This is a genomic window from Actinopolyspora lacussalsi (genome assembly GCA_030803735.1).
GTDB classification, from domain to species: domain Bacteria; phylum Actinomycetota; class Actinomycetes; order Mycobacteriales; family Pseudonocardiaceae; genus Actinopolyspora; species Actinopolyspora lacussalsi.
Window position 1 is genome coordinate 2,704,886 of the sequence record JAURUC010000001.1, and the last position, 12,070, is coordinate 2,716,955.

Annotated in this window: 10 protein-coding genes; 1 reads left to right on the forward strand and 9 read right to left on the reverse strand. The window is 64.7% G+C overall.

Features of this window, described 5'->3' with window-relative positions:
* Window positions 1-4: 4 nt before the first annotated feature.
* The gene (locus J2S53_RS12010) at window positions 5-1,009 is read left to right on the forward strand and encodes a DMT family transporter (protein ID WP_456241042.1); all 1,005 of its coding nucleotides are present in this window, start codon (window positions 5-7) and stop codon (window positions 1,007-1,009) included.
* A 159-nt stretch (window positions 1,010-1,168) separates the two neighbouring features.
* On the opposite strand, the gene J2S53_RS12015 is transcribed toward J2S53_RS12010, so the two are convergent.
* The 9 genes from J2S53_RS12015 to J2S53_RS12055 form a co-directional block, all read right to left on the reverse strand.
* Window positions 1,169-2,716 (reverse strand): DUF6851 domain-containing protein, encoded by a 1,548-nt coding sequence (locus J2S53_RS12015; protein ID WP_456241043.1) that lies wholly within the window; start codon window positions 2,714-2,716, stop codon window positions 1,169-1,171.
* A 182-nt stretch (window positions 2,717-2,898) separates the two neighbouring features.
* On the reverse strand, window positions 2,899-3,966 hold the full coding sequence (locus J2S53_RS12020; protein WP_456241044.1) for a type III polyketide synthase: 1,068 nt from the start codon (window positions 3,964-3,966) through the stop codon (window positions 2,899-2,901).
* A 651-nt stretch (window positions 3,967-4,617) separates the two neighbouring features.
* Window positions 4,618-5,001, reverse strand: coding sequence for a DoxX family protein (locus J2S53_RS12025; protein WP_130468243.1), 384 nt, complete (start codon window positions 4,999-5,001; stop codon window positions 4,618-4,620).
* 246 nt (window positions 5,002-5,247) lie between these two features.
* Window positions 5,248-6,174 carry an aromatic prenyltransferase gene (locus J2S53_RS12030; protein ID WP_456241045.1) on the reverse strand — a complete coding sequence of 309 codons (927 nt, stop codon included), beginning with the start codon at window positions 6,172-6,174 and terminating at the stop codon, window positions 5,248-5,250.
* 146 nt (window positions 6,175-6,320) lie between these two features.
* Window positions 6,321-7,391: a methyltransferase gene (locus tag J2S53_RS12035; RefSeq protein WP_456241046.1), complete on the reverse strand. Its 1,071-nt coding sequence runs from the start codon at window positions 7,389-7,391 to the stop codon at window positions 6,321-6,323.
* Window positions 7,392-7,436: 45 nt separating this feature from the next.
* Window positions 7,437-9,026, reverse strand: coding sequence for a class I adenylate-forming enzyme family protein (locus J2S53_RS12040; protein ID WP_456241047.1), 1,590 nt, complete (start codon window positions 9,024-9,026; stop codon window positions 7,437-7,439).
* Between the two features lie 75 nt (window positions 9,027-9,101).
* Complete coding sequence (idi, locus tag J2S53_RS12045) at window positions 9,102-9,650, reverse strand: isopentenyl-diphosphate Delta-isomerase (RefSeq protein WP_456241048.1); 549 nt, start codon at window positions 9,648-9,650, stop codon at window positions 9,102-9,104.
* 205 nt (window positions 9,651-9,855) lie between these two features.
* On the reverse strand, window positions 9,856-10,755 hold the full coding sequence (locus J2S53_RS12050; RefSeq protein WP_456241049.1) for an aromatic prenyltransferase: 900 nt from the start codon (window positions 10,753-10,755) through the stop codon (window positions 9,856-9,858).
* Window positions 10,756-10,911: 156 nt separating this feature from the next.
* Complete coding sequence (locus J2S53_RS12055; protein WP_456241050.1) at window positions 10,912-12,066, reverse strand: DegT/DnrJ/EryC1/StrS family aminotransferase; 1,155 nt, start codon at window positions 12,064-12,066, stop codon at window positions 10,912-10,914.
* Between the last annotated feature and the right edge of the window lie 4 nt (window positions 12,067-12,070).

Sequence of the window (12,070 nt, forward strand, 5' to 3'; positions counted from 1 at the left end):
AGACATGACGCGACGAATCCGGCAGCGGCACGACTCCGTCGACGCACACCTCTATCTGCTGGTCACGATGATTTTCTTCGGTAGCGCGTTCACCAGCTCGAAAGTCGTCGTGAGCGAGCTGCCGCACGAAGTGGCGGCGGCGTTGCGGTTCGGAGGCGGGACGCTCGTGCTGTTGGTCCTGCTGGGCGTGACTCGTGGGAATTCCCGCTCCGCCCCCGCGATGTCGTGGGGCCGGTTCCTCCGGGCGGGAGCGGTGGGACTGCTGGGAGTCCTCACTTACAACGTTCTCCTCTTCCGGGGGCTGTCGCTGGCTCCGTCGATCGACGGCAGCATCATCGTCCCCGTGCTGAGTCCGGTGCTGACGACGCTGGTGCTGCTCGTGTTCAGTCGGGAAACGGCCTCGATGCTCAGGTTCGCGGGACTCGCGCTCGGTGCGGGCGGCGCGGTGGTCTTCTTCCTCGGCGCGAGTGGCGGGACTTCCCCGCTGGACGGAACGAGACTGCGCGGTGATCTGGTTTTTCTGCTGGGGGCGGCTTGCTGGGCGAGCTACAGCATCGTTTCCAAGAAGGTCCTAGTGGGGCTGGAGCCGCTGCGCGCCACCACCAGCGGGATGTTGGTGGGATCACTGGGACTTCTGGTGGTCGCCCTGCCCGCGATGCCCGAGGCCGCGTGGGCCGAGGTTTCCGCGAGCACCTGGGTGAATCTCTGCTATCTGGCGCTGGGGCCGACGGCCGTGGCCTACCTCTGCTACTACCGTGCGCTCCGAACGGTCAGTCCCTCGACCTCGACGGTCATGATGTTCACCGTTCCGGTGTTCGGCACGACCTGCTCGACGCTCTTCCTCGACGAGACCTTCACGACACCGCAACTCGTGGGAGCGCTGATCATGCTCGTCGGAGCGCTGCTGGCGGTGACGCAGGATTGGTTCCGAGCGAGCCCCGAACGGGACACCACGACTGTTTCCCGGCCGTCGAGCAGCACCGAGCACGCGGAGAGCGAACCGGGCTGAACGAGTTCGGCGGGCGGCGCGAGAGCGACCATGACGGTGCCGGGATCTTCCCTCCCCGGCACCGTCCTCCGGTCTCATCGGGAGCGCGGAACCCCCACCGCGGCCCGGACCGCTCGGCCGGTGTGCCCGTTTTGGACTTCGGCCGCGGGGAGGAGCGGCTTAGACGTTGCCGTCGATGTGACGCTGCACGTACCGGTAGGCCAAGTCACCGAACTGCGTGCCGAAACCGATGGAGTTGTCCGCCGATTTCGAGAAGTGCACCCCGCCCCACACTCTGCTGTCGCTGCCGTCCTGAACGAAGTCGGTCCAGGTGCGCCAACCGAACCGGAGGTCGTTGGTGGGGGTGGTTCCGGGCTCCACCAGTGACGAGCCCGCCGGATAGGTGTACGACCAGTTCAGCGAGTCGGAGTTGAGGTAACGGCGCGCGGCCTGCGCCTCGGCGGAGAGAACCGTCGTGGAGGCGGACGGGTACTCGGGATGGTTGCCCACGTTCAGATAGCTGGCCCACTCGTTGGCGGGAAGGTCGTTGACGGTTCCCTTCCCCGGCCCGCCCCAAGCCGTCAGTTCGGTGTCGCCGTAAACGTGCTGGACCGCGCTGAACGGGCGCACGGCGTCGAAACCGGTCTTGTGGTGCCAGCAGGCGATCAGGCCGTCCAGCATCGCCACCCCGGTCACCATCAGCAACTGCACCCAACCGTCCAGGTCGAGTTCGTGGTTCCTGGCCGCGGCCAGGACCGACATCCCGACGCCCAGGAACTTGTTGTCGAAGAACTCCGACTTCACCTTCTGCTCTTCGGTGAGCCCGGCCGAGGCCCGCAGGACCTCATCCACCGAACGCTTGTAGGCGCCCCGATTGGTGTGATCGCTGTGGTGCGGCGGGGTCAGGTGGAAGCGACTCGGGTCCTCGTAGGTGTAAGGCGTGGTCAGCCGCAGCTGCGGGGTGGTGAAGACCTGGATCATGAACATGCCCTTGTCGCCATCGGCACTGCCCAGGCGACGGCCGTGTTCCAGCAGTTCCGGCTGCCAGCGGGAAGGATTGCGCAACTCGTAGGCACTGTTCTCGGGCCGGTAGCCGGTGTAGTCCTGGTAGGGCTTCCCGTTGTACCGGACTCCCTCGTCACCGAGCTGGTTTATGCCGTCCCGCAGGCGTGCCTCGACCACGGCCTTACCGGCCAGGTTCCCGATGCCGACCGGAGTGCTCGGATCCTCCGAATCGTCGTCGGGATCCAGGCCGAACGAGGTGACCAACGCCCGGTAGGTCGGCATCCCGGCGGGTACCACGCTCTTCATGACATGGCGCCAGGCGTAGAGGGCCGCGATGTTCTTGTTCCTGTTGGTACGGGCCTCGCTTCGGGGACGACGTCCGAGCTTCGAGTAGACCCCGACCGCCGTAGGGTGGTACGGCGCGAGCGCGTCGAACCACGCGTTGTGCGCCATGCAGGTGTAGCGAATCAGGATGGTCACGTCCATCGGAGCGATGAAGTCCGATACCGCCGAAGTATCGGAGTTATCGGACAAGTATCGGATGAAGTTGTCGTCGTCGAGATCGAAATCGGATTTCTCCTGTGATGTCGAAGGGCCGGACTGGCGCGCGTTGGAGACGCCGATACTTCCGAACGGGAGCAGAGCCGCGGTCGCCGCACCGGCGAGCACCGATCTGCGCTGCAGCGAGTATGAGGCGGCTGAAGAATTCCCGGAGGACGACATGAGGTACTACCTTTCTGCGTTCGATGGTTTGTCGATTTCGCTGGCGCGGTTATCAACCGCCGCTGTGGCACCGCGGATGATTTCCCGCATAGTGGTGACCGGTTTTCGTTCCGCCCCGGCATGGCAAGAAACCGCTCGTAGTCGTCAATTCACGATAATCCGTTCGAACGGATCCGAGAAAATCAGTCGGAGCTTCCCGACGGATCAACGCTCCAACGCCCCACCGCCATCTCGGCGGTGATTCCGGGACCGAAACCGGCGATCATGCCGGAAGCCCCCTCGGACGGCATGTCCTCTTCGAACAGCCTGCGCAGCGCGTCGAGAACGACCGCACTCGCGATATTGCCGTAATCGACGAGAGTTGCCCAGCTGTGACGGAACATCTTCCGGTCGACGTCGAGGAACTCGCCGAGGTCATCCAGGATTCTCGGACCACCGGCGTGGATGATGTAGAAATCGAGGTCGCGGACGTCCCAACCGTGACCCGCCGCGAACTCGTTCAGCACCGGGGCGAGCGGTTCCATCGTTCCCGGCACCCGGCGGTCCAACCGGAAGTGGAATCCGGTGTCACGCACGTCGTAGGAGATCCAGTCCTCGGTGTCCGGGATGAGGTACGAGGAATTGCGCTCCAACGCCACCCCCACACCTCCGCTCCCTCGAACGACGGCGGCCGCGACAGCGTCGCCGAACAACCCGTCGGACAGCAGTGAGCCGACGTCATCGTCATCGGGCTGGTAGCACAGTGAACACAGCTCGCACGAAACGATCAGAACATTGCTCTCGGGATGTGCCACGCAGAAGTCATGTGCGCGATTGATGGCCGCGCCACCCGCCGCGCAGCCCAGTTGCGCTATGGGGATCTGTCGGGTGTCGGTGCGAAACCCCATGGTGTTGATCAACCACGCGGTCAGCGAAGGCATCAGAAATCCGGTGCAGGAAACGTATATGATCGCGTCGATGTCACGTGTCGCCAGGTTGGCGTTCGCCAGAGCTTGTTCGATCACCTCGGGGGTTCGCTTCTTGGACTCCAGCTCGTAGACGCGGTTGCGTTCCTCGAACCCCGGGTGCCGAAGTGTTTCCTCGACGGGCTGTACTATGTGTCTCTTCTGAACCCCGGTATTCTGGATCAATCGATACGCCAGGGAAAGCTGTGGCTTTCCCGCGTGTGCTCGTTCGGCCAGCTCCAGCGTCTCGTCCATCGATATGACGTGTTCCGGAACGCTCACCGATGGCCTGCATAATATTGGCATTTATGGAACTTACTTTCTGGTGATCCTGCCCGTGATTAGTGATGTCCTTCGCTGTGATCTCGCTCAGGCCGACCGGGAGAGGATGAGCCGAACGCATTTCCGCGTGGCCGCGGCAGCGGGAACGCCTAACCACCCCGACGTCGGAATTATTCTCGGGGGCGAGCGATTCTCGCCCGATACGACATCGAGCGATCATTCATGGTTCGAACACGAGGAACAAGGGTGACAACAATACTGCGAAAATAGTCAAGCGGGGAGGACTTCGCCTTTCGCGGGATTAATTGTACGGCGCGAACGATGCGGTCACAAGCCCGATCGACGAGGATCGAGACCGCATGGCACGCCACACGAGATCGGAGTCGAAAGCAGTCCACGATCGCGGTTCGACACCGCGATCGGTCATCGCCACGAGGCACACGCGGTTCGCGATGGAAACCCTCTCCCCAAAGCGTCCCGACAAGCCTGTTCAGCGGCGTTCGGCCCCGGTGCCGGGACGAGGACCAGCCATCCGAGTCTGGGTCGCCACAACCGTGGTACCGGTTGTCGAACCCCACGCGCGGCAATCGGAGATCCCGTGGCGATCGATCCGGTGCGCACGAATCTCTCCAATACCCATCGACCGGTCCTCTACGATAACCAGAACCGGCTGGATCAACCGGTGAAGGACTCGGGCCCGAACCGACCCCACGCCACGAAGACGGCCATAGCCAGGTAGATCAGGTTCGCGGCCACGGGCAACTTCTCGTGACGACGGAGATGCGTGATCATCGCGCCGATCATCAGCAGTACCCAGCAAACAGCGGTCACGGGCACCATGATCGGTGCGATGTCGACCACCGCCGGCAGAATGATACCGATCGCCGCGAGGAACTCCAGGGCTCCGAGGGTCTTGACGAAGCCGTCGCCGTAGTCGTTGGTCCATCCACCGTGGGCGGTCGCACCCAGCTTCTCCTTGGGTACGAACATCTTGGTGGTACCACCGACCAGCATGACGGCGGCAAGCAATCCGGCAACGATCCATAGAGCCAGATTCATAAGGTTTCTCTCCCTAAATTCGCAGGCGACCACGAGTTTCCGACGAAGCGGTGCTCGTCACAGCGCGGTCGCGTAATAGGTGCCACTCTCCGATCTTGCCACAACTCGACGGACCCGTGATTCCGCGACTGTCCGGGACGAGCCCGTGAGTCGATATCCCCGGTGAAGGGAGTCACCCACTCGATCGGAGCCGACCGCCGGAGATCCCGCTCTCCTCCCACGTTCCCGCTCCAGGTCCGGAAGAGGTCAACTCCGTTCGTCAGCGGACGCGGCCAGCAAATTCCGCACCAGCGGAGAGATCTGGTAGTAGGAACCGAAGTTGAGGTACTCGCCCTCGGGAGCGAACTTGACGGCCAGAATTCGCAGCGGATCGCCGGAATAGGTGTACGGAGCGTTCCGCACGAACCGCTCGATCTCCGGACTCACTCGAACCGGGAACTCCGACAACGCCGAGTCCAACCATTCCTGCCCCGTCAGGGATGCGAAGGCTATCCGCTTCACCTCCGAGGAGTCCCAGCTCAGGGTGACATAAATCCGGAAGGCGCCCCGGGCGAAGTTCAGCGACCGCTCACCGGGCTCCGGCAGACCGCTCGCACGAAACATCGACAGGATGTTGCTCCGTTCGAGACAGTCCTCGGAGAGCTGGGCAAAGTACAAGTTTACCGATTTCTTGCCGTAGTCCACCCCCATCATCGCCACCTGATCCAACCCGTGGCGCGCGAAGAAGTCCGCGTTGTCGGCCAGACCACGCGGCATCGAAGGGACTTCGGCGAGCCGTGCCACGCTCTGCGGGTCGTGCGGGAAATGCGCGTACGCCTTGTTGAACCCACCGACGACTCCGCAGTCGATGAAGTACTCGCTGATCCGGCACCGCGCGCGAACGTCCGAGAGCAGGTTACCCACTGGGTGATCGGTCTCCTCCAGCAGACCGTTCGACAGCGCCAGCGTATAAGGATCGTCTCCCCCGGCCGGAACCGTGATGGTGTAGTCGAGCTCACCCGCGTGCCGCTCGCCCGTCTGCACGCTGAAAACGATCCCGGCCTCACCGAGGTCGTCACCGAAAGCGGTCAGGATCGGCCAGACTTCGTGCCGCGCGCAGGGAGCTTCCATCAGCCCCGCCGATTTCTCGATCGCCGAGTACACGTCTTCCTTGAGATCAGCGTCTCCGGACACTCGTCCTCCAATCGCCGGACCGGACCGGGCCGGGACCGGCGGTCCTTCTCCCGATGTTCATTACGATCGCGCCATCCGCTCGCGATCCTTCCGAGCTCCGCCGGAGCGAGCGATGGTGGTTCCTCGAAGGGCCGAGACCGACGGGATCACGCGGTCTTCGTGGCGCACAGGATTCCCTGCCTGGGGATGACGTCCGGGGGTATGTCAGCGGGATCCTTCGTGATCGTCCTCGTCACCTCGAAACCGCATTCTTCCAGCCATTTCCGGTAGGTGGACATCTTCTGCGGACCGCCTTGGCCCATGGTGCACCCGATGAAGAACGCCGGGAAGAAGTCGACGTTGTAGTTGTCGGGTTCGGTCATGTTCTCCGGGTACACCGGCACCAGGATATTGACCTGACCACCGGGGCCGAGCGAACTGTTTACCCCTTCGAGGATCTTGAACACGTCCTCCTTGTCGAACATGTCCAGGAAGTGCTTGATCAGGACGACGTCGAAGCCTTCGGGGACCTTCTCGAAAACGTCACCGCCGATGAACGAGCAGTGCTCCTCGAGGCCGTGCGTCCTGAAGTTCTCCAGGCACTCCTTCTCCTTCTCCGGCAGGTCGAAGGTCGTCACACGAATCCCGGGAGATGCCTTCATCTCGTGGGTGTGGATCGCCCCGATACCGGTGTTTCCCGCGAGGTCCAGCACCTGTGAGCCGGGAGGTATGTCGACGTTGTCGAAGTACCAGGGGTCGATGTTGGCGGTGACGGTGTCCATCAACGGCGCCCACGCCTCCCGCAGGTCCCCGTGCTCCGCCACCGCGTCGTAAAGCGTCCCCTCGTGCCCGTAGAGCTCCTTGAGCCCGACGGGCATCCCGTTCCGGGCGCTCTCGGGGAGGTGGAACAGCTGCCTGAGCGCCACCACCTTGATCATGTTCATGTAGGACAGCGCCCGCCGGAGGTCGCCCTCCGCCACTCCTGCCAGCGCGTCGAGAGCGTAACCACCGGATTCCTCGTCGTACGCGACGAAGCCCTCCTTGACCATCAGGTGCAAGAGCTGTTCGACGGCGTCCGGTTTGGTACCGGCCACCTCACCGAGTTCGGTCGAGGTCGTACCCGGCCTCTCCCGAAGCGCGTCGATGATGCCGAGCTCGAAGCAGGAGAGCAGGGTCATGAGCCGCGTGGGCCCCACCATGTACTCGCGCAACCGCGCGAGCGTGGCTTCCGGTGTCATTGGATCGCTCCGTTTCGCGTCGCTCGCCCCGGCTGGCTGGTTCGATCACACATCCGGCGCGCCTTGTGTTCGGTCCTGGAGTCGGCGGGACAGTTCGACACGTTGCACCTTCAACGTGGCGGTCCGGGGTAGCTCGGCTTCCGGAATCTGGACCGGTTCGGCCAATCGCGGCAGATCCGCGACGGCCGCGTACCAGCGGTCCCGGTCCAGCGGTTGGTCGTCGTTCGTGCAGAGGACGGGGATCGGCTCGGAACTCGGCCCCCGAACCACGACGAGTTCGCCCAGCTCGTCCATCCGGTTCAGCACGAGGTCCTCGACCTCCAGGGTGCTGCGCACACCGTGGATCATGTCGATCTCCCGGTCGAACATGTGCAGGCAGCCGAACTTGGTTCGGTAACCGATGTCGCCGGTACGCCACCAGTCCCCGTGTCGATTGGTGTCGTACCTCTCCCGTTCACCGAGGTACGTCTTCGCCAGTCCCTGCCAAGCGACCTCGATGTAGCCGGGGTTGTTCCGCGACGGCCGTTCGCCGTCCCTGCTCACCACGCGGACCCTCGCGCAGCCCGGCATCGTCCAGCCGACGCAGCGTCCGTTCGCTCGATGGGCGTGGCCGCGGAAGTACGGCCGACCGACGGCGGGACCCACCTCGCTCTGCCCGTAGATCTGGAAGAACAGCGGCGCGAACCGCTTGGACGACTTGAGTATGTGGCTGATCGTTCTGGGATGTATCGCGTCGAACGTGCTGCTGAAGTACCTTATCGACGCGAACGGCCCGCGCGGATCGTCGGTGAGTTTTTCCCACGCCATGAGGGTGTTGGGCAGAGCTTCGATCAGCCCCGGTCGGTGCTCGACGAACAGCTCGGCGGCGTCCTCGGGGTCGGGCTCGTTCATCAGCAGCGCCGGCATCGCCTTCAGCAGCACCAAGGACATGGCCGCGAACGTTCGGGAGTGCACGTAGGGAACGTTGATCGCGACCGTCTCCCGCTTCCGCAGCAACGAGAGCAGCCACCACTGTGGCCGAAGCCTGGTTCCCATGCTCCGGGGCGTGTGCACTATGAGTTTGGGAATCCCGGTGGTTCCGGAAGTGTGGGTGATCATCGCGGGCTCGTCCGGTTCCTTGAGTACCGGTCGGACTCGCGAGGATCCGGTGAGTTCGCCGAGCGACACCGCGCCCGCGGCGTGCCCGGCCACCGTGATCACCTGGTCGGCCAGCTCCCGCAGGGGGACTTCCGCCAGCGCGTCGAGCCTGGGCGCGTCGCTAAGCAGGTGTGGCCGGTCCAGCCGGGCGAGCAGGGCACCCACGGTCGCACCGTCCAGCGCCGGTGACAACAGCACGGGAACCGCTCCGATCCGGGAAGCCGCCGTGGCGAGCAGCCAGATGTCGAAGTTGGCGGTCTTGTGGATCGCCACGTACTCGTCGGGGCGCACCCCGGCGGTCCACAACCGCCCCGCGAGCTCGTCCACGTGCTCGGCGAGCTCGGAAACGGTCAGGCGCCGCCCCACTTCCGGCAGGGCGTCGAGATCGTGGTCGATGTCGAGTTTCGTCGAGCTGTTCCTGGCCACGGCCCACTGCGGCACCATGCCGAGATGAAGCCCGTGCTTGCGAATCGACTTGTGGATTACGGAGTCCTTCATCGCGACCGTCTCCTTTACGGTGCTCGGTAAACACGCGGATCGTCACCGACCGACGCCGGGAAGGAGCACGGCGACTCACGACAGGGGTTCGGAACCCTCGGTGGCCACCGTGAGCACACCATCCAGCCAGGGGGCGTAGTGGTCCGGATTGTCGGCCAGGTCCGCACGCAGCCGGTCCGGACGCACCCAGCGAACGTCGGCCACTTCGGTGGAATCCGGCCGCAGGTGCGGATCCACCGGTACCCGGCCGACCAGGACGTGGTCGTACTCGTGCTCGATCCGCTCGGTACGCGGATCCGCGGCGCGGTAGAGGTGCACACCGGCCTGGTACAGCGTCACCTCGCCTATCCCGATCTCCTCGCGCATCCGCTGGTCGGCGGCGTCGAACACGCTCTGCCCCGGGGCCGGATGACTGCAGCAGGCGTTCGCCCACCGCAGTGCGAATCGGCTCTTCACCGCGGCCCGTTGCTGGAGCATGATGCGGTCGAGGTCGTCCAGCAGCATCACCGAGAACGCCCGATGCAGCCGGCCGGGCGCGGTGTGCGCCTCGGCGACCGTGCAGGAACCGGTGGCGGTACCCTCCTCGTCCACGAGTTCCACCAGCTGTGATTCCCGAGTAACCACGGCGGATCACCTGCTTCCTTCAACGAATGACACCGGGCACCGCGGCATCGAACCCCGTGCCCGATACGAAAAACGTCCGGCGAGGACCGGGTTCCGGCCCCGGAACGAGCACTCGGACAGCCCCACCGGGCGCGTGAGCCGACCGGTTGCCGTCGACGCCGCGATCGTCGCTGTGCGAGTGGTCGGCGGAATCGCGCCAGGAGGCTTACTCACCGGCGTCGGCGGAGGTCAGATTCACCGTGGCCGGCCGCCACCGGTAGTAGGCCTGGATCTTGTAGTACTCCTCGCCGGTCGACTTCACGGCGGCATGGACCATCTTCGGGTCGTCGAGACCGTACCGGAAGTTCTTCACGAAGTGATCGATCCTCGACCCGAATCGCACGGGAAAGGACATCGGATCCTGCGTTATGGAGCTGAAGGAAATTCGCTGTATGCTCCAGGAGTCCCAGCTGAGAGTGAAATAGAGACCGAAGGACTGCGCGCAGAGCTTCAGCATCTGCTCGCTCGGTTCCGGCACCCCGATCTCCCGGTGCATCGAACGGATGGCCTCCGGCTCGAGACACTCGTCCGGCAGCTTGCCGAAGTACACATTCACCGTTCTGCCGTGGTAATCGATGCCGATCAGCCCCACGCGGTCCTCCAGGCCGTAACGGAAGAAGAAACCGGCGTTCTCGGTCAGCGCGGGGGGCATGGAAGGCATCTCGGCGAGCCGCGAGAGCGGCTGGAAGTCACCGTCGGGAAAGAACGCCCAGATCTTCTTGAACCCGTCCACGACCCCGAAATCGATACCGTAGCTGTCGACCGGGCACCGCTGCTGAATGTCCGAGAGCAGCTCACAGACGGGGTGGTCGTCCTCCGCGATGAACCCTTTCGAGGAAGCCATGCCGTACGGATCGACGTCTCTCCGGAACAGGACGCGGCAGTCGAGCTCCCCCTCGTCGCTCTCGGAGCTGGTCACCCTGAAGGCGATCATGGCCTGCGACAGCATGTCCTCGTACGCGGCGAGTACGGGCCGAACCCTCTCCTCGGAACAGGGAATGTCCAGCAGTCCGGCGGATTCTTCGAGGGCCGAGTAGAGCCTCGTCAGCTCATCGGTTTCCGACACTTCTTCCTCCAAGCATCGATCGACTTCTCGGTTGGATGAGTACAACTACCGACAGCGCACAACGAACTGGCGAACGATCCGGCCTCGCGTGGAAACCGACCGGCGAGTGGTTCACAGCGATGCCGCGGCCCGGCACGGACCGGCCACCACTTCGCGCTAACCGACCAGCCGACGACCTCGCGGACGCGCGTGCGCACGGAGCGCACCGCGCAGCACCTCGACCGTCCGCTCGACCTGATCCGAGGTGAGTTCGGCGTGCATCGGAACGGCGAGGTTGCGGTGGAAGAGATCGGCCGAGACCGGGCAGGACCGCTTCGACTCGTACACGGGCTGCAGGTGACACGCCCACGTCCCGTGACCGCAGCCGATCCCCTGCGCACGCAGGTCGGCGGCGACTCCCTCCCGATCCACGCCCGGATCGAGCTTGACCATGTAGGACTGCCAAGCGTGCGTGCGGTCCTCCGGCACCCGCGGCAACGTGAGGAGTTCTTCGTCGGCGAGAAGCTCCTCGTAGCGCGCCGCCACGGCTCTGCGGCGCTCCAGCAGCTCATCGATCCGGCCGAGTTGCACCCGCAGGATCGCGGCCGCGATATCGGACAGCTTGTAGTTGTAACCGATCTCCTCGAACACCGGAACCGGCAGGCCCACGACCCGGCTCTGGTCGAAGATACTCCCGATGCCGAAGGAAGCTCGGAACCGCGCGGCGGCTCCGTGCGCCGGATCGGCCGCGAGCAGCGCTCCACCCTCACCACTGGTGGCGCCCTTGCGGCCGTGGAACGACAGGCAGGCCAGCGGCGCCAGCTCACCGGCCTGACGTCCTTGGTACGTCGCGCCGACGGCGCACGCTGCGTCCTCGACGAGGAACAGCCCGTTTCGGTCCGTGATCTCCCGCAGCTCGGTGTAGTCGGCGGGCAGCCCGACCGTGTCCACCGCGATCACGCCCGCGGTTCGCGGACCGACCAGATCCGACACCGCCCTCGGATCGATGGTGCCGGTATCCGCGCGCACGTCAGCGAATACCGGTTCCGCACCGACGTACCGCACCGCGTGCGCGGGAGCCGGGAAGGTGTAATCGGCCACGATCACCTCGTCACCGGGGGCGACACCGAGTGCGAGCAGGGACAGGTGGAGCGCGGCGCCACAATTGCTCAGCGCGACCGCGTCGCCCACGCCGTAACGCTCGGCCAACTCCGCCTCCAGCGCCTTCCCCCAAGGCCCCTGCCCAGCGGGCCACCCCGAGGAGAACACCTCCGCGACCGCTGCCAACTCCTGTTCACCCAAGCTCGCCTGAACGAGGGGAATCGTCTCCATCGCT

Bases quoted from the DNA above. Each gene is read 5' to 3' on its own strand.
- J2S53_RS12035 (WP_456241046.1), bottom strand. From the start codon at position 7,391: ATGACACCGGAAGCCACGCTCGCGCGGTTGCGCGAGTACATGGTGGGG.
- J2S53_RS12015 (WP_456241043.1), bottom strand. From the start codon at position 2,716: ATGTCGTCCTCCGGGAATTCTTCAGCCGCCTCATACTCGCTGCAGCGC.
- J2S53_RS12025 (WP_130468243.1), bottom strand. From the start codon at position 5,001: ATGAATCTGGCTCTATGGATCGTTGCCGGATTGCTTGCCGCCGTCATG.
- J2S53_RS12020 (WP_456241044.1), bottom strand. From the start codon at position 3,966: ATGCCAATATTATGCAGGCCATCGGTGAGCGTTCCGGAACACGTCATA.
- J2S53_RS12055 (WP_456241050.1), bottom strand. From the start codon at position 12,066: ATGGAGACGATTCCCCTCGTTCAGGCGAGCTTGGGTGAACAGGAGTTG.
- J2S53_RS12040 (WP_456241047.1), bottom strand. From the start codon at position 9,026: ATGAAGGACTCCGTAATCCACAAGTCGATTCGCAAGCACGGGCTTCAT.
- J2S53_RS12010 (WP_456241042.1), top strand. From the start codon at position 5: ATGACGCGACGAATCCGGCAGCGGCACGACTCCGTCGACGCACACCTC.